Source organism: Nocardia sp. CA-119907 (assembly GCF_050955995.1).
Lineage (GTDB): Bacteria > Actinomycetota > Actinomycetes > Mycobacteriales > Mycobacteriaceae > Nocardia.
In genome coordinates, this window is the sequence record NZ_CP192091.1 from 7,484,039 (window position 1) to 7,506,750 (window position 22,712).

The 22,712-nt window shown below is 61.4% G+C and carries 13 protein-coding genes and 2 pseudogenes; 8 read left to right on the forward strand and 7 right to left on the reverse strand.

The genetic code is table 11. The features are described 5' to 3' along the window. Window positions 1-65 precede the first annotated feature (65 nt). Window positions 66-1,031: a hypothetical protein gene (locus ACQP2D_RS33575; protein WP_433679940.1), complete on the reverse strand. Its 966-nt coding sequence runs from the start codon at window positions 1,029-1,031 to the stop codon at window positions 66-68. A gap of 901 nt (window positions 1,032-1,932) precedes the next feature. After that, window positions 1,933-3,030, reverse strand: a complete 1,098-nt coding sequence (locus ACQP2D_RS33580; RefSeq protein WP_433679941.1) for a CAP domain-containing protein — start codon at window positions 3,028-3,030, stop codon at window positions 1,933-1,935. Between the two features lie 755 nt (window positions 3,031-3,785). On the opposite strand from ACQP2D_RS33580, the gene ACQP2D_RS33585 reads away from it, so the two are divergent. Then, window positions 3,786-4,043, forward strand: coding sequence for a hypothetical protein (locus tag ACQP2D_RS33585; RefSeq protein ID WP_433679942.1), 258 nt, complete (start codon window positions 3,786-3,788; stop codon window positions 4,041-4,043). 728 nt (window positions 4,044-4,771) lie between these two features. On the opposite strand, the gene ACQP2D_RS33590 is transcribed toward ACQP2D_RS33585, so the two are convergent. Both ACQP2D_RS33590 and ACQP2D_RS33595 read right to left on the reverse strand, forming a co-directional pair. Then, window positions 4,772-5,269, reverse strand: a complete 498-nt coding sequence (locus tag ACQP2D_RS33590; protein ID WP_433679943.1) for a hypothetical protein — start codon at window positions 5,267-5,269, stop codon at window positions 4,772-4,774. A gap of 19 nt (window positions 5,270-5,288) precedes the next feature. Next, window positions 5,289-5,366, reverse strand: a pseudogene (locus ACQP2D_RS33595) (helix-turn-helix domain-containing protein); the annotation flags it as partial. A 225-nt stretch (window positions 5,367-5,591) separates the two neighbouring features. Between ACQP2D_RS33595 and ACQP2D_RS33600 the strand changes: the two are divergent. After that, window positions 5,592-6,037: pseudogene (locus ACQP2D_RS33600) on the forward strand (transposase); the annotation flags it as partial. A gap of 115 nt (window positions 6,038-6,152) precedes the next feature. Here the strand turns inward: ACQP2D_RS33600 and ACQP2D_RS33605 are convergent. Further along, window positions 6,153-7,364, reverse strand: coding sequence for a hypothetical protein (locus tag ACQP2D_RS33605; RefSeq protein WP_433679944.1), 1,212 nt, complete (start codon window positions 7,362-7,364; stop codon window positions 6,153-6,155). Continuing rightward, window positions 7,361-7,831 (reverse strand): hypothetical protein, encoded by a 471-nt coding sequence (locus ACQP2D_RS33610; protein ID WP_433679945.1) that lies wholly within the window; start codon window positions 7,829-7,831, stop codon window positions 7,361-7,363. The genes ACQP2D_RS33605 and ACQP2D_RS33610 overlap by 4 nt, the downstream gene beginning before the upstream one ends. A 233-nt stretch (window positions 7,832-8,064) precedes the next feature. On the opposite strand from ACQP2D_RS33610, the gene ACQP2D_RS33615 reads away from it, so the two are divergent. After that, window positions 8,065-9,366 carry an IS256 family transposase gene (locus tag ACQP2D_RS33615; protein WP_433678047.1) on the forward strand — a complete coding sequence of 434 codons (1,302 nt, stop codon included), beginning with the start codon at window positions 8,065-8,067 and terminating at the stop codon, window positions 9,364-9,366. Window positions 9,367-9,577: 211 nt separating this feature from the next. Here ACQP2D_RS33615 and ACQP2D_RS33620 read toward each other — a convergent pair whose 3' ends face one another. Continuing rightward, the gene (locus ACQP2D_RS33620; RefSeq protein WP_433679946.1) at window positions 9,578-10,435 is read right to left on the reverse strand and encodes an HNH endonuclease; all 858 of its coding nucleotides are present in this window, start codon (window positions 10,433-10,435) and stop codon (window positions 9,578-9,580) included. 666 nt (window positions 10,436-11,101) lie between these two features. Here ACQP2D_RS33620 and ACQP2D_RS33625 point away from each other — a divergent pair. From ACQP2D_RS33625 to ACQP2D_RS33645, 5 genes are all read left to right on the forward strand, one after another. Next, window positions 11,102-12,466, forward strand: coding sequence for a DNA cytosine methyltransferase (locus ACQP2D_RS33625; protein ID WP_433679947.1), 1,365 nt, complete (start codon window positions 11,102-11,104; stop codon window positions 12,464-12,466). Window positions 12,467-12,864: 398 nt separating this feature from the next. Then, entirely contained in the window at window positions 12,865-13,299 is a 435-nt protein-coding gene (locus ACQP2D_RS33630; RefSeq protein WP_433685845.1) for a very short patch repair endonuclease, read from the forward strand. 357 nt (window positions 13,300-13,656) lie between these two features. Further along, window positions 13,657-15,471 carry a hypothetical protein gene (locus tag ACQP2D_RS33635; protein WP_433679948.1) on the forward strand — a complete coding sequence of 605 codons (1,815 nt, stop codon included), beginning with the start codon at window positions 13,657-13,659 and terminating at the stop codon, window positions 15,469-15,471. Next, window positions 15,468-16,916 (forward strand): hypothetical protein, encoded by a 1,449-nt coding sequence (locus tag ACQP2D_RS33640; protein WP_433679949.1) that lies wholly within the window; start codon window positions 15,468-15,470, stop codon window positions 16,914-16,916. The genes ACQP2D_RS33635 and ACQP2D_RS33640 overlap by 4 nt, the downstream gene beginning before the upstream one ends. Beyond that, window positions 16,913-21,952, forward strand: a complete 5,040-nt coding sequence (locus ACQP2D_RS33645; RefSeq protein ID WP_433679950.1) for an FtsK/SpoIIIE domain-containing protein — start codon at window positions 16,913-16,915, stop codon at window positions 21,950-21,952. Before ACQP2D_RS33640 ends, ACQP2D_RS33645 begins: the two co-directional genes overlap by 4 nt. The last annotated feature ends 760 nt before the right edge of the window (window positions 21,953-22,712 follow it).

Genomic DNA, 22,712 nt, shown 5'->3' on the forward strand with positions numbered 1-22,712 from the left:
TCGGCTATCGTCTGAATTGTGGGGTACTCATCACGGTGGAATGACACGGACTGCGAAACTGATGACTACACTTCGGATGTTATGCGGCGCCAGAACATGCGGTTGTAGCCAGTCGGTGCGGTTACAGCGATCCCTACCATGTTGCGGGTCTTCTCCGGGCGAGCGTTAGCTGCCCGAGCAAGGCCGAGTCGAGCATCTGAGACCACGATTCCGTCGCATGCGCTCTGGGCATCCTTCAACGCGTCCAAGTCGGCTGGGCTTGGGTCGTGGTTCTCGATCACGCGCATCGCTGGACTGAGGGGCCCATATCCGGTGGGTACTCTATCCTCGATCCAGAGGTTTTCAAGCTTCCGAACCCAATTGCCTTGCTGGGCCTCGACGATTTTGCATGTGTCGGGGCGGCTTTGGGCCCAGCTGCGCAGGATCTTCTTGCCGTCTTCGAATTGGATCTTCTCTGCGGCACGCTGCTGTTCGAAGTCGCTCTTCGCAGCTATACGCCGTTGTTCGTTCAGGGCGTCAAGTTCGGCAACCCATGCGGCTGAGTTGGTTTCGCGTATCACGTCCTTAACCGACACGTGTCCTGGTCTGTACACCCACGTGCCATCAAGTCCAGTCACCCCGGGCGGCCAGTCGGGAACGACGGCGTCATACGAGACGACCTCATCCTCCCTTTGACCAACCTTGAGCAGTTCGCGTTCAACACGGGTTCTCTGCTCGACGACGACCGCACGAGCACGTTGAAGCACCTGGGCACGCACTTGCGCGTCTTCGGCGCGTTCCTTCGCAGCCCGCGCCTTCGCTCGGACGGCGTCCAGTACAGCCTCAGGAGTTCCAGCGACCACGGATACACAATGCCACGCGTCTCCTGTGGCTTGAACGTAGTAGTCGGCCAACAGGTCTCGGTCGCTGACAGCGACGCGGTGCAGGTCGATAGCGACCGTGTCGATCTCTGGGTTGTAACCGTTGCGTATGTACTCGCACGGGTCCGGCTTGACGGGAACATGCAGGATGTGTGCGGCGTCATCGGGCAAGGTCTCACTCGATGGCTTTGAGCGTATAAAACGGCGTGCCCGCACCTTCCAATCGACCATTGTGAACGGCCCCCTTCGGCGAAAGCTGTGACCCGACAACGTCATTCTATGTGTCGACGATCCTGTGAACAGATACCTTGCGGCGCCTATCCTCCGGCCCGAAAGGGGCGGACACGTGGAGGAGGTTTACTGTCCGCCCCCTGGTGTCCGCCCTGGTTTGCCCCTCCGACCAGCAGTTTTCGAGGTGCTGTCTGTGGGTAGGTCTGATCAGAGGGACAAACAGCACTGCTTGGAGAAGACGAAACAGAAGAGTGACTGGACCGAGGGAGGACTGGACCAAGGAGACCGACACCGGGAGGGTTTCCGACGGGTGAGATTCAAATGGCCGACTTGCGGCTAGCGAGGTGGATGACCGGCACCGAGGACTTGACGGCGGGCGTCGGATGATGCGCGCAGCCCAGATCGGTGGTACCGGGGTTGGTATTACCGAGACTGCGGCTTTTCCGAACCTGGGCCGCGTAGGACACGGCTAATCGTCGCGGTCGGTTCGTCCTGGATACGTTCGGCGACAGCGCCTTTGCCGAGCACCACTGCCGAGTTTCGATCCGGCCCGTCCGTCGCTGGTCGGAATGGCGAACGACACCAGCGCGATCCAGGTGCCATTGGTGCAGTGTGCCCAGTCGAACAAGAGGCCGGGGCTGGCCGCAGCCAGTTCGAGAGCGGAAGTCTTGACGCGAAGGGAGACCGTGTCTCGGCGGAACGGGCCGCCCGTCACGAAGACCGCGGTCAGGTCGTCGGGTGAATGACGGTGGTGGACAACAGAATCTGGCAGCGCCTCTACTACACCCCACTACGATCCGTGCCCGAAGTGCGGCCGTCCGGGTGAAGAACATCCTCTCGGTCAGTCGTGGAAGACCTGTGTGAAATAATAGAATATCGCTTGCTGACCGGCATTCTGTTGCCCCTGAGGAATCACTCCCGACCCCTTGGAAATACCAACACCGGTCGACTTATGGGCGCAATTCAGAGCATTATCTCGATGATCGTGATGCTGCGGCGTATTCTCTAGCCAGTAGTTCAGGGCACCCTGAACGGGAGGCCCTGGATCGCCACCCAGAAGCCAGGCGACATAAACATTCTCGGTACCGGGAGAGCCGACAGCCTTCGCAATACGATCACCGGGCTGGCTGCCATCGGATCCGGTGTGGCCCTGTCGGTTTAGCGTTCCCGTCTCCCAGAGGCCCGGCGGTCCCGGGTGATCGGCGAGGTCTTGACTGTGCGCGCGAGCTACCGCAACCAGCCGCGAATCGACCTGCAACGCGCCAGAGCACCCCACCTGTTCGCGCGTACTGTTGATTGCATCGGCAATCTTGCGCTCGTCGGCCGTCATCGAGTCTTGCTGGGCTGCCTGATGCGGCAGGACGAAGTTGAACCCCATCGGATCGTGTAGACCACCGGCCGGACAACGCTGATTCTGCCGATAATAATCACCGTTGGCACCGCTGAAGAACAATCCGTTACAGTTACCGCAAAAACGCCAGTCCTTCTGAGCCGTTGCCGTCTCTGCCGTATCGTGCGGCAGGACGAAGTTGAACCCCATCGGATCGTGTAGACCACCGGCCGAACAACGCTGATTCTGCCGATAATAATCACCGTTGGCACCGCTGAAGAACAATCCGTTACAGTTACCGCAAAAACGCCAGTCCTTCTGAGCCGTTGCCGTCTCTGCCGTATCGTGCGGCAGGACGAAGTTGAACCCCATCGGATCGTGTAGACCACCGGCCGAACAACGCTGATTCTGCCGATAATAATTACCGTTGGCACCGCTGAAGAACAATCCGTTACAGTTACCGCAAAAACGCCAGTCCGGCTGGCCGGCGGTATCGGCGCGTGCGGCAGCGGAGCCAATCGAGCCACCGACAGCAAGTCCGGCGAATGCAACCGCAGCGCCGAGAAGCAGATCGCGCCGATTCGGTAGCCAGATTTTCCCGTCATCCACGTGTGAACTCTGGATCGGTCGTGTTCTTAACAATCCGCATCACGTCCCCTGAGAGCAGCGTGGCTAGGATAAAAGAGCCGTCGTGTGCCGTCATTAGCTCACTGATGGGAAGGGCCCTGCTCTGAAATGCGTCATCGACTGATCCAAGGATACGATGCGCAGCGTCATTTCGGGGGCAACACTCTCACGATCCAACACAAAATCAAGAGACGACGGAGCGACCAGGCCCTCCTTGACCCGGGAGGCATAGGGCCGGCTTCGTACGCGAATCGCACCAGGTCAGCGCCATATACGAGGGCTCGCCACGGAATGTCTTCCACGTGCTCGCTCATGTACCAGAGGGGGTCTTCTGCGTCCCTTCGCAGCGTCGAGACGGATCGGCCGGTCCCGGAAGTACGACGAACTGCTGCCGTCGCGCCGCACGCTCGAGGCGTAGCGCCGATCCCGGTGCCGCCGGGTCGCATCCGAATCGCAATACATGGCCGCTAACACCCAAGGGATCCATATCCAAGTGCCCGTTGAGCATGAGCGGCGGTGTAGAGCCGGGCGCGAACTCCCGAGGACTACCGATCCCTCCGAAAATGCGCGTGCTTGATCGGTCACTCTCGCCCGGACGCTCAGCGTCTGGCCGCCGAGAAGTCTCCGCCCAGAGCTAAGCCTTCCGCTACGAACGACTGCGGTCTGGAGCGCTGACGGCGCTCCGATGTGGAGCGCCCGGGCAATAGTGCCTGTATGCGTTCCGCAAGCTGATCGCGTTGGCCCTCGACGATGCGAAGCTATCGGCCCGCGTCACCGCCGACGTCCTCCAGCATGCCGACCCGGCCATGACGCAGCGCAAGTACATGCGCCGCGGCAAGGTCCACCACGAGGCGGCCAAGGTGATCAACGCTGCAGTAGTCGAAGGGTTCCGAAACGGCACTACGCAAGATCATGATCCGACAGGGCGGAATGCGACTTTACGACGACTTTTCTACGACTCCGAGGGGTCTGGTACGATTTCGGCCCCGGACTAGCGACTCATTCTCGCTGGTCAGGGGCCGAATTACGCTCCCCCATCTGGACTCGAACCAGAAACCTGCCGTTTCTGAGTAGGCGATGTTTCTGACTTCCCGACAGTTCCCAATGATGCCCGTGAGCTGCAATGGATACCCAAAATCAAGATCCCAACGAATCCCGTTGAATCCGGTCAATTCCCACTGAAAGCGTGTCGTTGGTCGAGTTGGCCGAGCCCATCCAGATCGTCACCATCAAAGCCATTGAGCCGCAAGAACTCCAAGCTCGTATCGTCGAACTCACCTGGAAGCCGAGCACCCTCGTCGTTCTTTTGTCGTTCTTCGAAAAGCAGGTCTCCGGCATGTCGGCCAAACGACACGCCGGAGGCCTCAGTAGTTCAGCAATACGCCAGCAAACAGAAGAAGGATCTCGGTCGTCGTGTGGACGGCAGGCCTGTCGGTGTGCCGCTGACGAAGATCGTCTACACCCGGTTCCCGGTTTGTGTCTTCTGCTGCACTCTCTCATACGGGGTCTGGCCGTCGAGGCCGCCATAGGGCGGCGGCAGCTGTAATAGTCTTGCCACTCTTTGAGTTTCGCGTTGAAGATGTTGACGTCGTCGATGACCACGCCGTCGTAGAGGCGGTAGAACTCCTCGGCGTCGATGCGGTGGGAGCGTTCCACTTTCCCGTTGAGCCGCGGGGGTGCAGGGCTTGATGTAGATGTGATTGATGCCTTTGTCGAGCACGTGCTAGTGGAATCCGGACTGGAACTCTGCCCCTTTATCGGTCTGGATGGTCTCGACCGCGAACGGCGGCTGGGAGAGCACGTAGTCGAGGAATTGGATCGCGGTCTTCTGATTGTTGCGCGGATAGATCCGCATGCCCCGCAGCCAGGTGCAGTCATCGATCGCTGTGAATTGATAGAACTTCCCGCGCCGCCCAACCGGCTTCACCGCGGGGCCGCCGCTTCCAGGTTTGCCCGGCAAGGACTCGACGAACTTGACGTCGACCTGGACATGGTGACCGGGCCGCTGCCTTTCATAGCGCTTCCAGCGACGATCGTGGCGCTTGGAGCGCTGCGACGCCTGCAACCGGCCCCTATCCAGGCGTTTGAGGATCCGCCATACACCGGACTTGCTGATCTCGATGTCGTGGTAGCGCTGCATGTACATCAGGATCTTGTCGGGCCCGAAGTGGTAGTTCTGCCTCAGATGCAGGATCTTCTCGATGACCGGCACGAGTGGCATTCGGCCTCGTCCGCGGCCTCCTCGAACGGTCACGCAGCCCGTCCACACCTTCGGTCTCGTAGCGTCGCAGCCAGGTGTAGTAGACCTGCCGACTGATCCCGAATTACCAGCAGGTCATCGCTACGCTCCCGCCGACTTCCTCGAATTGACGAAGGACCGCCAGGCGCCGACGCACTCCCGGTCCATTACAGGCGCGCTCACCCGAATCTCCTTAGGGCTCAAGGGATCCGAGTGTCAAGCATCTCCGTCAGATTTATAAACAACTGCGGTCGGGAGTGTCGGAGCTTCAGCGAATCTGATCTGGTCGGATGAGTCGAACCTGATGGTTCGACAGGAAGGACCGACTGATGTCGGAGACACTGGCCGCCGTGGCGAAGAAGGATGCGGCGAGACGAAGAAGCTGGCCGAGCAGCTGCTAGCCCAGGCCAAGGAGCAGGGACCGCTCTGGTGGGGCCGGGCAGGCTGCTCAACCAGCTGACCAAGACCGTGCTCGAAACCGCTCTGGAAGCGGAGATGACCGAGCACGTCGGCTATGAGAAGCACGACCTGGTCGGGCGAGGAACGGGAAACTCCCGCAACGGAACTCGTTCGAAGCAGGTGATCACAGAGATCGGTCCGGTCTAGATCGATGTGCCTCGTGACACGGCATCGTCGTTCGAGCCGCAGATCGTGCGCAAGCGTCAGCGGCGCCTGAGCGGGGTCGATGAGATCGTGTTGTCGCTGACCGCGAAAGGCCTGACGACTGGTGAGATTTCGGCGCATCTCGCCTAGATCTATGGTGCCTCGATCGCGAAGGACTCGGTCTCGGCGATCACAGACAAGTGGTCGCGGAAATGACCGACTGAATGCACAGCGCGACGAGGCGCTGTCGTGCCTCTCAAGATTATTCCTGAGCCATGACTGAGGCGCCAAAATCAACCGGCGATTCCTTAGAAATTGTCTGCCATTTTTGCGCCGCAGGTATTCCTCGAGCCCTTAGATCGACAATGAAGGGCTTGGCTCGGATCCATAAGATATCGATAAGCTTCGAAAAACCATCGGCAACTTCAAGAGCCGTTTCCAGCTGTTCAGCAACTCTCGGATCACCGCCGGTCAGCCGCGGTAAGGCTGCGCGCAGCGACCTTCTCCGAAGACTAGCTGGAGGGTGCGTTCCCAACTGGCGCTCATCCTCGGCGCCGGTCTGCAGCAAGGAAACGGCACGGTCAATGACATCGAACATGCCAAAGAAGATCTCGATACCCGCAAATCCGGTCGCATAGTCGAACTGCTCGATCGCCAGCATTGCCAGAATTGCTCCAACAATGTCGGCATCCAACTCTTGCTGCCACGAGTAGGCGAACGATTCAGCCTCGATTATAGGGAGAATTTCTTTTCGAATGCCCGCGTCATCGAAATGGCCCACTAGGACATGAGCGTACTCATGTCCTACGATAAAGTAATCTACAGCGTAAGTCAACATTTCAGAAAGACGCAGAAACCCCGCGGATATCGCTGGGATATGCACCCCATGAATATTTCCGATAACTACGTATCGGGCGACTAGTTCAGTGAATTGATCAACCAGTTCAGAGCTCTTGTCCACCCACTCCTCAGCCTTGCGATCATTGAGGTTGAACGTCGCCTCTCCACTTCCTCCCACAATATGAGGAACAGCACAGGAAATAATGTGACACACTGAGGAGCAGAACGAAATAATGCCATCTTCTAATGTGATGAGATAGGTCTCCGGATGTCCGGGCACCGCCCTTGTCATGGCGTTAAGTTGCCCGGTCGCTAGATGGCCGATAACAATATGTTGTTCACCAGCCCGACCGCTCGAAGGTAGACCCTCTGCGGCCTTCTCTATCTGCTCCACTATTGGCATGAAGTGTGCATCCCAGAGTTCATCGACGGTAAAGCTGCCAGGCCGGGTCATCTGGTCGGTCCGCGGGCGAAGGTTTTCCTCGTTAAGCTCCGTCGGAGCCATTGCTTGTTTCAGATACCATTCAACCCCCTTTCTAGCGAGAGTCTCGTCGATAACTGTCATCCCGTCAAAGGCCTGCGACTGGAGGCGTAGCTGCGCAAGGAAGCGATGTGCGCCTTCCACGGAATTCATTCGTCGCCTTCAGCGTCCTCGATTTGCCTGCGCTCGATCACAACCTGCTGGGAATACTCTTTTGAGATCGCATCGGCAACTTTATCGGCTCCGGATGGGATCTTGGCAAGCATTCCAGGCAGAGCAGTGACAATTTTGCCAAACATTCCCTCAGGTTCTTTGACCTCTACGGTGACTACCCCATCCCCTGTCACGATGACCACCGTTCCATACACCACGTCAGGAGTACGGTAGATCGTCTTAGACACCCCAGGCCTTAAGTCGATGACCTGTCCACCTTTATGTTGCTCCAGGCCCTGCATCACTGCACCCACCGCTGTGATCGAACCAATGAGCACCAGTGTCACCATGGTGACAGGCTCGATACCCCGCTGCGGGACCCGCTGCACTTCGATGCCGTGCAGCTCGGCAAGTGCACGGGCGGCTGGTACGTCGGACGGCTCAAGAATTACCACTTCTGTCTGCATCGACGTGCTCACTGGTGTCCCATCTGTCTCAGCGATATCGGAGCACTCCCAAGGATGCCAGAACACTCTGACATCGACGTTGGCATCGCTCCACAGGTTCCCTTGGCTTAAGCATGCGGATGTTCACCATCGTGCACGGCGTGCGGTCCCCAGATGGTCCCCACACTGCCAGGCACGGGCGGCCTGGGACTGTAAATACAACGGTGTAACTCCCAATTAAGGAGTGGCACTTGATGTCTGATGTGGTGGCGGCCGATGTGGTCGATACTGCTGCGGTGGCGAAGCGTAAGGACGCGAAGGCCTCGGCGGTGGATGCCGAGTTGGTCGGTCAGTTGGTGGCGTCGGCTCGGGCCAACGGTCTGCAGTTGACTGGTGAGGGTGGGCTGCTGGCGCAGCTGACGAAGATGGTGGTCGAGTCGGCCCTCGACGGTGAGATCACCGATCATCTGGGCTATGACCACGGCGACCCGGCTGGACGTGGAACACCGAACTCTCGCAATGGAACTCGCTCGAAAACGGTGGTCACCGACGTTGGTCCAGTCGAGATCGACGTCCCTCGTGACCGGGATGCCAGCTTCGAGCCGCAGATCGTGCGTAAACGCCAGCGCCGGTTGAACGGTGTGGAGAACATGGTGCTGTCGTTGTCGGCAAAAGGGCTCACGCATGGGGAGATCTCGGCGCACCTGCGGGAGGTCTATGGCGCCGAGGTCTCCAAGCAGACGATCTCGGTAATCACCGACAAGGTGCTCGACGGGATGGCCGAATGGCAGAACCGTCCCCTGGATGCGGTGTATCCGGTGATCTTCCTCGATGCGATCCATGTGAAGATCCGCGACGGCAAGGTCGCCAACCGACCCATCTACGTTGCGTTGGCGGTCACGGTCGATGGCACCCGTGACATCCTCGGGTTGTGGGCCGGAGACGGTGGTGAGGGCGCGAAGTTTTGGCTGCAGATCCTCACCGAGCTGCGTAATCGTGGTGCCGGAGATGTGTGCATGCTCGTCTGCGACGGCCTCAAAGGCTTGCCCGAGGCCATCGAGCAGGTCTGGCCGGCCGCAGTCGTGCAGACCTGCGTGGTGCATCTGCTGCGGGCCTCGTTCCGCTACGCGGCCCGCCAGCACTGGGACGCCATCGCCAAAGCGTTGAAACCGATCTACACCGCCCCCACCGAATCCGCGGCGTTGGAACGGTTCTACGAGTTCAGCGAGACCTGGGGCACGAAATACCCGGCCATCGTGAAACTGTGGGAGAACTCCTGGTCGGAGTTCGTGCCGTTCCTGGCCTTCGACACCGAGATCCGCCGAGTCGTGTGCTCGACCAACGCCATCGAAAGCGTCAACGCCCGCATCCGCCGCGCCGTGCGCGCTCGCGGCCACTTCCCCAACGAGCAAGCCGCCCTGAAATGCGTCTACCTGGCGATCATGGCCCTCGACCCCACCGGCGCCGGACAGAAACGCTGGGTCACCCGATGGAAAGCAGCGTTGAACGCCTTCGACATCACCTTCGACGGACGCCTGTCCGCTGGACGAAAGTAACCAAATCAAACCGAGTTACACCGTTCACTGGACAGACCCCTCGGCCTCGATGGTCAGCGCGAATCGGGTGCTCTCGGTACGTCGGTTATCGGGTCGAGGTGCGCAGGTGCCGTCGGCATTGCGTCAGAAGTGTCGGAGAATGTAACCGGTCGTGAGGATGCGTGGCGCCCTGGGCAGGATTGAGTCCGGGCACGGTGAGGCGGCCGGTTCCTTACGAGGTGAACCACTTGATGTACTGGTTGCTCGGTTCGATGATCTTGGCGGATTTCTTCGAATTGCAGTCGCTGCACAGCAATTGGAGGTTGGTGATGTCGTTTAACCCACCCTCTGCGAGGGGAACCATGTGGTCGTAGTTCTCCCTGGACATCGCGTGCATCAGCCCGGACAGGTCGCGCCGGCAGTAGGTGCAATGTCCTTGATCCCGAAAGAAGACGGCTCGCTGCACCCACTCCGGGATCGTTCTGCGTTTGAGCCGCCCCGGCCGCGCGAAAAGCTTGGCGACCTCGGGTTCTTCGCTGTACATCTCAGCGTCGAGTTCAGAGATGAAGGTGGCGGCGATCCAGTTGAGGTTGTAGAGCATGGTGCGATACGGGAAGACAGTGTGGAAAACCTCGTCGGCCATCGTCTGCACGAGCTGTTCATAGCGTTCGCTCCACATCAAGTCGTTGATGAAGTAGTCGTGGCATATGTCGCGGGTATTAGGTGTGCTGGGTACCTCGAAACTGTCGCGTCCACGCTCGAGGCCATAATGGCGCAGCGCCACCGTTACCGACATGTACCGCACCGTGCGATGCTCCCCAGGCGCCGTCTTGCCGCGAATCTCCCACGTCGAAGGATTGGCATCCGCCTCGTCGTAGAACATGTCGTGGGCGGCCATTCGCACGAGTCGATGAACAAGAGTGTCTTTCGGCCAAGTCGCGATGAACTCGGTCTCTCGTTCCTCATCTCGGATGCGGGCGACTGTCGGCAAGCCGGTAAGGGCCATGTCGTACAGTCGGTCGGCGAGCTCGAAGGTGCGATGGCCGTTGTGTGAGAACCATTCTCGATCATGAGCGTTAGTCGAGCGCATTGCCCGATGCTAGGCGTACCAACCGACACAACCGCCACTTCTTGTGCGGGCCGAGCACCCGAACGAGTCTGCCGCCCCGAACTCCCTGCGCTGGTCGGATTGTCGGTGCCCGCGTCGTCGGGAAGGTGACACAAACAGCCCGCCTCACGCTGCCTGGCGTGGACCTTCCGAGTGCCGGTAGCGTCGTGATCGTCCCTGAAGTGGGCAAGGGGAGTGCCATGCAGTTGTCGGAGTTGAGTCGCCCGTGGGTCGTTCGGGCTATCGAGATGTGCCGCGACGCGGGCAGAACGAAAATTTCTCAAGGACCACGGTTTCGATCCTGCTCATGAGTATTTCGTCCTGTATCGAAGGTTCTGCCTACGACTCGACAGCTACACTTCCGGGCGGCGGAGCGGTCCCCAAATGGTCCCCAACTCCGAGTTGTCAGCTCATGAAGAAGTCCCTTCCGCTGCTGGTCGGAAGGGGTTTTACTATGGTCGGGCTGACAGGATTTGAACCTGCGACCACCTGACACAGGTTCTAGTTTTCTGGACACATCTCACTATTGCCGAAAAGTCGATCGTCGGCACCACCCGACGAGACTCTCTCCCGAATCGCCACGTATCGCCCGAAGCCGCTACATCGAACATATATTCGACACCGCCGTTCCGCGGTATGGTTTCCGCCATGTCGCAGCAGCCCAGCGGGGAAGTCCACGAGCGCACCAGCGTAGAGCTCTTCGCGGGCGGTGGCGGGTTGGCGATGGCCGTGGGCCGGGCCAAGTTTCGGCCGCTCTTGTTCAACGAGTTCGCGAAGCGCGCGTGCGAGACGCTTGCTGACAACGCGGCCAGACGTGTCGAAGATGGCGACACGCCCTGGATCCCCGTGGGCAAGCAGCGCCCACCCCTCGTGGAGGGGGACGTGGCGAAGGTCGACTTCGAATACCTTCGTGGCCGAGTCGATGTTCTCGCCGGCGGTCCGCCCTGTCAGCCGTTCTCCCTCGGCGGTGCGGCGCGGGGCGACGAGGACGAACGCAACGGCTTCCCGCAAATGTTTCGCGCCATCCGCGAGATGCGCCCCAAGGCGGTGATCTGCGAGAACGTGCGCGGCCTACTGCGACCGTCGTTCCGGCCGTACTTCGACTACATCGAGCGAGAGCTGTCCCTCCCGTTCGAGCGACGGGCCGAGGGATCCAACTGGGAGGACCACGACGCAATCCTGCGCCGCCTGTCCACTTCCTCGTCGATCCCGGACGACGAGCGCTACGAGGTCGCTCACTTCCCCGTGAACGCCGCCGACTATGGCGTACCGCAGATCCGAAACCGGGTAATTCTCATCGCCTTTCGCCGGGACCTCGGCGTCGACTTCGACAGGTTCCGAAAACTCGTGCGCCCCACGCACTCCGACGCGCGTCTGTACGCGGACATGCACGACGGCACGTATTGGAATCGGCACCACAACGCGAAAATCCCTGCGGCCGTGCGCAAATCGGTCATGAGCCGGATCCCCCCTACGCCCCAAAGTCCGCTGCTCATGGACGAACCGCAGCTACAGCCGTGGCGGACGCTACGTGACGCGCTGCTCGGCGACGAGGCCAATGGAATCCCACCCCTGCCGGATATCCCGCCGTACCAGCTGGACCGCAAGGACCACTGGAAGGACCTCGCCAAAAACCATTGGAGCCGGGTGACCAGGGCGGTCGTGGTCAAAGACCACATCGGCTGGCCGGACGCGCGTATCTACCCGGGCCACACGCCGAACGAGCTGGACCGGCCAGCGAAGACGGTCAAGGCGGGCGTGCACGGCGTACCGGGCGGCGAGTCAGTGATGCTCCTCGACGACGGGACCCACCGCTACATGACAGTCCGCGAGACTGCCAGGGTGATGACGTTCCCCGACGACTGGGTACTCTCCGGCCCCCGCGGCGAGAAGATGAGGCAGCTCGGAAACGCGGTGCCGGTCCGGCTCGGCGAGGTCTTCGCGACCGCCGTGGCCACGGTCCTCACCGAGGTGGAGGCCAAGGTCGCCGAAAGGGCCAAGGGCAAGAACTAGGTACGATGGCGACTAGGTTGAACCCGAACCGGTGGCGCGACAGGATGCCACCGGACAGCGCGTGGAAGTGTCGGCCCGGCTTGGACAGGGCCAAGCGGACAGCGGAGCAGGACCGAGCCGCGGGCGGGAACCACAACCGGCTCGTCGGGCTCGACGACGGCCGGATCGCCCACGCCTCAGTCGTTTTGAAGGTGTTGCCGCGGACGCGCCGGATCCGCGCCTACGTTCGCTGGTACGACCGCGACAGGACAGTCACGCGCTACGTCGGGGAGGTCGACGCTACCACGCGGCGAGGGAACCTTGAGCAAGCATGGCAGTCGGTTATAGCGATGGGCCTCCTGCCGACTCCGACCGCCACGACGGGTTCCTGGGCGAGCACCCCTGCCGTCCGGGCGGTGATGCGAGGCAACCGGAGCCGCAATACCGGGCCGGAACTCGCGCTGCGCAAACACCTTTGGGCGCGAGGCCTACGGTATCGAGTCGACGCGCGACCACTTCCGCAGCTCCGGCGACGAGCTGACGTCGTCTTCTTGGGTCCACGGGTCGCGGTCTTCGTGGACGGTTGCTATTGGCACGGTTGCCCGGATCATCACAGGCCGTCGCGCAAGAACGCCGAGTTCTGGGAAGCCAAGATCGCGGGCAATCGCGAGCGCGATGCGGAGACCGACGCCCGACTCGTCGAGGCGGGATGGACCGTCCTCCGGATCTGGGAGCACGAGGACCCGGCCGTAGCGGCCATACGCGTCGAGGACGCGGTACTCCAACACCGGCAAAACCCCTCCGCCGAGCCGGGCGTTCGCGCCACCACTTCGGCTGTGCCTCTCTCGTCGTAACCGAGGCGCGGTTACGGCCGGAACGGAACTCGATCGTTCTGTCAGTCAGTCGCTCAACGGAATTCGCTTCTCAGCCAGTCGAGCTCGCCTGGGCGAACATATGCCGTTCGAGCATCGATCCGGTTGACATGGCCCTCGGCCGCCCCCCTGTTCCAGGGTTTGACCTGGTCACGGGTTCCTCCCGGAGGCCAGTGTCCCAGCCCCACAATCGGGGCGCGAAAGACCTGGCGGACCATGCTACACCGTCGCTCACAACGAGGTACTCCAACTCTCCGACAACGGATTTGAATGTCCGTCCCCGGCGCTTCCGGCTAGAATTTCGCAGCGCTTCGGGGTCGGTCGATGAGGGAGGGCAGCATGTCGCTAGAGGTCAACAAGCACGTCCAACGCATACGTCGCTACCAGCCATTCGACGCCGACGCCTCCGAGATGATCTACGAGCAGCAGGCGGACTCCACGCAGGCGCTTTTCCCCGTTGCCACGCTCCCCTATCTGCAGGCGGCTATCGAGAGACCGACAACGAAAACCATCGTCCTGACCGGGGATGCTGGGCACGGGAAGACGAGCCTGTGCGCCAGCCTTCTGGCTGAGCTGCGGACCGATGCTGAGTCGGTCACGCCCGAAGCTGCCCGGAAGGCCGTTTTCCGCGAGCTCTCGGAGGCCGGCGACGCCAGCCGCCCTATCGGTCGGACCCATACTCGGCGCCCGCTGTACATCATCAGAGATCTCAGCGAGCTCAGCGTGCCAATAGGGGCCGAGACGCTCGTGAAGCTGCTCGATCCTCCGGACGAGGGTGTTGCGATCATCTGCGCGAACGAGGGCCAGCTGCGCAAGTGTGTCGCCGAAGACGGTACCGAGCGCGCGAAGATTCTGGTGACCACACTCGCGGCCGGCATCACGCGTGGGCAGGTCAGTGACCCAGATGGCACGGTCACGGTCATCAACCTCAACTACCAGTCTGTCGCGGCCGACAGCCGCAGCAGCGGCGGGCTGATCCCGTGGGTCCTGAAGCAGTGGACGATGCAACAGCGGTGGAAGACCTGCGAGACCTGTGATGCGCGGAACGTCTGCCCAATACTGGCCAACCGCAACGAACTAAGCGATCCCACTTGTGGGCCTCAGCGCCGGACCGCGATCCGGGACGTGTTCGCCGCGGCTGAACGCACCGGAGCCGTTGTCACGACCCGCCAGGCGCTTTCGGTAACCAGCTACATGTTGACAGGCGGCCTGTCTTGCGAAAACGTCCACGCCAAGTACCAGCGGTCACACGCGGATACGTCGTGGCAGGCTCCCCACATGTATCACCAGGCTCTCTTCGGCGACCGGCTGACCCAGCAGCAACGTCAGCGGGTTACCACCTTCCTGGCGCTACGAAAGCTGGACCCGGGCAAGGTCTCTCGCCGCCAAGTCGACGACCGACTGGACCCGGACGCGGCCGGCGACTTCCCTCCCGCGGACGCCAGCAGCTACCTGCAGAAGGTCCGTACGAATCGAGAAGTTCAGAGGCAGGCCGAACAGTTGCGTGGCTTGTACACGTTCCTTCGACGGGCTGACTTCTTCAACTGCGACGACAACAAGGACCGGTTCGCCCGCATGGGCCTGCTGGCCGGGGACGATTTCATCAGTATCGAGGATGAGAATCGGGACCCGGCGGACACCCGGGTGCGAGATGGCTTCCTCAAGGGCCTGGAGGCGGTCCAGGGTATCTACCGAGCGGGGCGCAACCCCGACTTCTTGATACTCGACCCAGCGTTCCTCACACACCACGCCCGCGCTGCCGTGATTTCTCGGCGGGAGCCTAGCAAGGGCATCGAAGTCGTCGACCAAGTCACTCAGTGGCAGCGGGAAAGCCAGACGAACGTCACTCCAGAGATGCAGCACGCTGTCGAGTGGCTGAACCGGGCCATCTACATCCGTATCCCGGCCATCGCCTCCGGCCATGACGCGGTCTCCGTGGAAGCCGATCTTCTGCGCTTCGAAATGCTGACACGGTGGGCTGCGGGCCTGCGGAGCGAGGTCCAGCATGAGGCGGAGATCCGGGGCCTGAGCGCATCCCTCGCGCGGCTGACCGATTCGTCGGACAAGGTCGATGAGATCCAGGTACTGGTGGGCAACGTCATGAGGAAGCTCATGATCGACATCGGCGACAAGATCAGATCGGTGCGTGCGTGATGGTGGCTGACTATTCCAGGTCCGAGGTCGTCCGTGGCCTCTTCGGGGTGAATCTCGAAGAGCACGGCCGGGGGTTCTATATACCGCTCGAGATGCTCGCTATCGCCCGCGGTGTCTGCCTGGCGCATCAGGACGACCCGGATACGTTCGCAGGACTCCTGGCGGACGGAGCAGATACGGCTTATAAGCGCACCTCGCACGACTTGGCGCGGCGGATCGCTACCAACACCGTCATCGTCGAAGGCGACGATGAACTCGGCAAGGCCATCGATATGGACTCTACTGAGACGTTGGCAACGCTCCACGCTCTGTTCTCGTCCCTGTTGGTCGAGATCCCTGGGCGTCGTATCCAACCCAGCTGGTTTGCCGCGCACTTCTATCCGTTCGTCGGTGAGCTCATCCACTACGACGCGGTCGACCGGAAAATCAGCCGAGGCGATGCCTCTAAGGGAGCAAGCGCTAAGAAGCGGGCACTGGCTAGCAGGGCCTCCGCTGGCACCACCACCAAAGCTCCCAATATCGAGCGCTATCTCTTTCGCGATGGTGGGACCTGGGCTTACAAGGTCCTACGCACCGACCGTGATCTTGACCGCAAAGAATCGACCCGCCAGGGTCTGACCGAGCTCGTACAGGACAGCGGCACCCCCTTGGGCGACCTCGCCAAGGCCCTCAGCGCACACGACTTCGCCTCCGACGAAGCGCCCGTAAGAGGCTCGGATGCGGAAATTGAGCTGCACGAGAACATCAGCCCGTGGCCCGATCTGCTGAGAGAAGGGACCCGCAACATCGTCACTCGGGCGAACGCTCCTCGGGCCAAGCGCACGGAGAGCCTCATGCACTGGGTCCCATACTGCTTGGCACGCCATCAGCTGCATCTGGCACACGCGAAGCTCGGTGCCACCGATCGCGGGTCGATCCTGTTGGACTTCGGCAACGAGGCGAGTCCACTTCGCAGAGAATCACAAAAGAACCTCAATAACTGCCGCAATGACATTGTCAACGCGATCAACGTCCAGGCCACAGAAATGATCCGCGACGCCCATGGTGACGAGGTGAAGAAGCGCGGCTACGAGAGATTCACCAAGGCGGGCAAAGCCGTCGCCTCGCCCCGATCATTCTTCAGTGAGACCCTCGCCGCTGTGGGAGCCCTCAACGCGACAAGTGGGCGCCGACACTTCACGATGAAGCCCGCGATGCTTGAGTGCCTGGTCTATGCCACCGTCCCGCAGGGCACGGAGATGGAGTTCGATCAGTTCTGCTCACTGCTGTACGAGAGGTACGGGCTCGTCACGGGGAAGGTTGTGGCCGCGGGCCCGCTGGCCTACGAGGTCGACAGATCGGTCTTCGACCACAACGGTAGGGCGTTCAGGGAAAAGCTGGCCGCTATCGGCCTGCTCACGCAATATTCGGATGCGACCAGCATGGTGCGAGGGGAGGCCCAGTGACCGACAGCAGTACTCGAGCCCTCGGTCGCTTCGTCGCTGACGAAGCGCTCCGCAAGGTCACTGAGATCACCGGAGCCCGCGCCAGCCTGCGAGTCAGTGGGTTCGATCGACCAATCGTGACCGAGGCCCTCCGTCATGTCGCCCAGAGCCAGTTGCGGTCGCCCGACCGCCAGGTCGTCGTCAAGGTCGGCACCCCTGAGCCGATCGAAGGCGTACCAGCTGAGTACTTGCTGGATCCACAGGACCAACTGACCAAGTGGCGAAATTCGGGACAGGGTACGGCGGTGTTGCTCTTCGAGTGGGACGAGTCGCCGGACGCACAGGGGTTGGCGGCGATGAATGCCCTTGATGACGCCATGATCCTGGGTGACCACCACGACGCCGACGGCCAGCGTGGGTTCGACAGGCTTATAGCAGAGGCATGGCGGGAGGCCGGTGGCAGCGGCACCGTGCCGGACGTGATGGCCAGTTCCCTGTCGGAGATCTGGCGCGCCACCACCGATGCGGAGTCCCGATCTCTACACCGCTGGGCGGACTTCCTGGTCGAGACCGCGCGGAGGGTCGCGGCGATTCCAGTCCGCACCCCTGACGCGGTCTACCCCGAGATCTCCGCGGCCCTACCCACACTCGACCTCTTCCCGGACCGGCAACTCTTCACAAGGCCCGCCGCACTGGCCGCCCGGATCAAGAAAAACGTCTCGGTTAGCGCCTTCAAACAGCCCACCGGCAAGGAGATCACCGAAGACGACTTGAGCGACCGCATCGGCGAGACCGAGTTCAGCGAGGAGTCCCTTGACCACATCGGTACGGATTCCGATACCGTCAAAACGCGCATGCGAAACCTCGTACTCAACCGCAATCGCGGTGGCTCCAACCCGAGGGACCCTCGTCAGCTGCGCGGCGAGCACGACCTGACGCTCTGGCTCGAGGTCTTTGAGCAGAAATCCAAGAAGGTCGGCCTGGGCCAACAGATCCGGCAAGAGATCGAGAGGGCCGCGCCAGCTCGGGTCGATGAGTTCGACGCCATGCTGATCGAAGACGCGCTCGACCGCGGAGACCAGGAGTCCGCACAGCGATTCCTCGACGAGGCTCCGGCCAGTGAGGTCGATTCGCTCGCTGACCTGTTGTCCAAGCGGTCTCGCCGCAGAGTCGAGAAGCTTGCCTTCCCGAACACTCAGTCCGTCCAGGACCCACTCCGGGCCCTGCTGCGCGAGCTGACTTACTTCGCCGACGAAGAGGAAGGCTCTGTCGTCGTCGGGCTCGAAGGCAACCAGGCTGCCGGACAGTGGAGCCGTTGGTTGTTTGCTTTCCTTTACGCATGCACCCTGCGTGACATCCAGGACTCCACCGGCCTTCGCCTGAGTCTTGATGTTAAGGACTGCTTGTTAGACCTGGCCAAGCCGCCCCTGCCCGCGGCAGACGAGCCGTTTGATCCGAACACCGAGTGGGCCCCGCTGCGCATCCTGATCGAGATGGATGGCGCGGCGCAGCGACGCTTTCGCTGGGACCCGCTGGGCATCCCTGGGCAAATTGCGCTGGCGGCCATCATCCATGGCCGGCGAAATCCCCCTGACTATGCCAGCGATCTGACCTTCGACACCTTTCTCGGAAAGTTCAACGACCCCCGACAATGGCAGGCAGACGAATCTGAGTCTGTCTCCACGACACATTTCGCCGACCAGCTGGAACAACTCAAACTCAAGCACTTCGAGCGGCTATCCGCAGGACTCGATGCCGGGAAGATCAGCGATTACGTAGACGAGTGGGAACGCGTAATCCGCGAAGCTCGCGCTGCCTTGGTTCCCAACAACGCTCCGGACGCGGATCTGAGGGCGGTCGTCCTGACCGATGTCGTCAGACTTGCCGACCGCCGCATGATGATGCTGGCGACCCACCCGCTGAAGCTGCGCTGGTTGGCAAAGAACTACGTCGAGACGGCCCGTAACATCGGGACCGCCCTGAACAGCGAGGGAGGCCTAAGCCTCAATCAGGAGAACGAGGACCTGTTCTTCGACGCCATCGACCGGATCTCCCCCCACGGGACACCGGCGGTCCTCGTCGGCCCCGGCGATACTATCGCCATTCCTATGCGCGAATCGGCCGGGCACGAGGAGTACGCACCGGTCCGTTACGGTGGCAACGAGTCCAAGGACTGGCTCTCCAGCGTGGACGAGACCGCGATCGACGAGATGGTCCGCGTCATCACCGACTACCTGACGACCTACCCCCACAAACTCGACGGCCTGCGCGTACTCCTTCTGGACCGCAACGGCGACCCCGTCTTGCCCATGCGCGTGGCAAAGCAAATGCGTGCGAAGAACCCTCACCTGAAGGTTGATCTAGTCGTGCTGGCTCCGCAGGCTACCCATCACGAGATCGTCCAGGGATTCGACCTGCAGTTCTCCGGCGCGGAGATGTCCGAGGACAGCTTCCTGCCCGACGTCCAACTCATCTTGCGAGCATGGGAGCCTGACCAGGAAGCAGATCTGTCGGGTTTGGAAAGCACCATCGATCTCGCTCTGGCTCCCGCGCTGTTCGGCGCGCAGACAAGTATCAACGAGAGCACCAAGAAGGAATCCCTGTCCGGCTCCTTCAACTCCTGGAAGCATCCCGCCTCACATAACTTGGCTCAGACCAGCGAGAACGTCGTACGGGCTCTATTACCCGAGACTGCGGACGAGGCGCTCGAGTCCTGGTCGACAATGTGCGTGCGCTACCACCGCGATTCCCCGGTCGCCCGCGAGAGCGTCGACGGCATCGACTACTTCGAGATGCAGGTGCGTTTCGACCAGCACCTGGATCTGTTCGCGAAACTGCACGACGTGGCCCACTGGGTCGTCACCCTCGACAGCTTCATCGGTCGTGAGCAGATCGATGCCCTCCGTAACCGTCCTGACGTGATCCTCGTCAAACCCAACGTCGGCAAGAACGAGTCGTACACCCTGATTGTCAGCTCCCAAACCGGTCAGCAGTTCGTCGTCCAGCGACTGCGTCGCCGGCTGGAGCAGATCAGGGTCGTCACTCCGCAGGATTCCGAAGGCACTGCCAAGCGGATCTACGAGATCGGCCGCAATGTGGCCCCTGGCGCCGTCCTGCGCTCGCTCGGTATCGGCACCACAGTCAACGAAGTCGTCGGCTTGGTCGCCACCCGGTTTGTCATCGACCAGAACTTCCGGGTCCCTCGCCAGGGCACGAGTCTGGTCACCTGGATCAGCTTCGACGAACATCACCGCTGGTTCGGTCGCGGCCAAAAAACGCGCGCCGATCTAGGCCGGTTCGTACTGACCATTCAGGACGACGGCACGATTCAGCTCGATGTCCTGGTTGTCGAGTCCAAGTTCCGCCAGACCTTCGACGTGGGCTCGGCCGAGGAACAGCTCAATCGCACCACCGACTTGTGCGTGGATGCCTTCCGGTCGGATGGCGAGGCTCGTGATGACCGTCCCTTCTGGCTGGACGAGCTCGCGGCCGCGATCACTCAGACCAGTGGCAGTGTCCTACAGCCCGCGGATCTTCCAGCCCGATTCATTATCGGAAGCGACGACCCCCGCCAGGTCGAGGCGAAAGTCCTTGATGCCCTGCGCTCCGAGGACGTTCAGCTCGGTCGAGTCACCGGCGTTGCCGTGGCTATCTCCGCTGAGGACGAGCGGCTAGCCCCAGCGGTAAGCGACTTCGGCAGGCACACTCTGGTGAGGCTGAATAAGCGCGAGTTGCTGAGTCTTATCGGCGCTCTGCGTGCCAACCAAGATCCCACGAATGCCGACCCCCTTGTCGCCTTTGAGGATCGCATCCCCAACCCGGCTGTCTCCGACGCGGTCGTCAAGCCCGTCTCCGCAGATATTTCCGCCGAACTACCCACGACCGAAGTGCCGGCGGTATCTACCGAGATTTCCGGAGGGACACATTCGACACCCGCGCCGAGAACCGTAGTGGGGCGTGGCCCTGCTGCGCAGATAGACGATGCTCCTCTCAATGCTCAGCGCGGCGCGCTCTCCGAGGAGGATCTGAGGCTCCGATACAACAAGGTTCTCGACGTCTTCTCCCACCACAGGGTCACGGTAACGGCGCCGGATGTCGGCAAATGGCAAGAAGGACCTGGCTTCTACATCTTCCGGTTTATCCCCAGCCCTGGGGTTACCGTGGACAAGTTGATCAATCGACGCGACGAAATCTTCCTGGCCCTGGAACTGCCTTCCGGGTTCAGCATTCGTACCCGCACCGACCGCGGCTCCGTACTCTTCGAGGTCCCCAAGACCGACGACGAGAAGTACGGTGTTGACGCCAAGGCGCTGTGGCAGCAGTGCCCGATAAATCCCGACAACCTCATCGCCCCACTGGGCGCTGACATCGAAGGCAACCTGGTCACCGTTGACCTGTCCTCTGCGGACTCACCGCACCTGTTGGTGGCTGGCACGACCGGATCAGGAAAGTCTGTCGCCCTGGATACGATCCTCAAGGGCCTGGCTCGGTACGACAAGAGCACCCTGCGGCTCCGCCTCGTCGATCCCAAGGGCACTGAGCTTGTCGACTTCGAGGATGACCCTCACCTTGATGGAATGATCGGTATGGACGCCGCCGACGCCATCGAGATTCTTGAGGAAACGGTCGAAGAGATGGCTGTGCGCTACGCCGACATGAAGGCGATCCGCACGCGCAAACTTGCCGAGTACAACGCCAAGGTTGATAAAGCCGACCGAAAGCCATGGATTGTCATCGTCCTGGACGAGTATGCCGATCTGACAAGCGACCCTGACGAGAAGAAGCAAATCGAAGCGCTACTCAAGCGCCTGACACAGAAGGCCCGAGCTGCGGGCATCCATGTGATAGCGGCCACGCAGCGCCCAAGCGCGGACGTTATCTCGACGACCATCCGGTCCAATTTCCCCGCCCAGCTCGCCTTGCGGGTCAAGACCGCGACCGACAGCCGCATCATTCTGGACGAGACCGGAGCCGAAGCCCTGGCCGGACAGGGCGATGCCTTCCTGCACACAGCTAAGGGCACCGTACGACTGCAGGTTGCCTATGACGGGAGCTGACCCCGCCTCGTCATGCGGTTGATGCGGAATCGGCTGTGAGTCAGTCGATCACGCGCCGCCCCTCGAAGAGATACGTGCACATGTCCGTCGATGCTTAATCCACATGGTGAAAGCTGTTCAGGAATCATGTGCTGTCGATTTGCCCGAGGTGCGGCCTTCTGCAGGCTCGATCAACGTGGCTTCGATGAGCGAACCTGGTTCAGTTGTCAGCGAGCCCAATGCTGCGCGTTCGGTGGTTACATACGGTGGGCCGCCAAAAGATTACGGTCGCTGCCGGTCGGTGACGTCGCCGCCCTCGACGACCGCTACTACACCTGCCAGTCCGCCGGGTCGACGCACGTCGCCACACCGCTCACCTGAGCGCTCGCCCAATCAGCGGCCGAGCAGGGACCGCATGAACGGCCCAGGCCCACTCACCTACTCCCCGCCAACCACTCGACCACCATGTCTCTCACCCCTCTTACCTTCACACCTGCCCTCACCTTCCCCGACTATCCACACAGCACACCACTCACCCCTTCTCTACACTCTCAAACCACACTCTCACCTCTCCCCATTTCCCTATCCCAACAAGCACACCTCTTGCATTCGAGGGGCACTTTCCGGACTATCGCCTAAAACGCGACAACCTGGCGGTCTCCCAGGTGGACGATCCGGAGTGGTTCGGTGACACGCTTGCGCCGACCGAAGGATCGTTGACACGACAAGCTTCGTCGCTAGGGGGTGAGGTTGCGGGGTCCGATGGCGCTGTCTCGTTAGC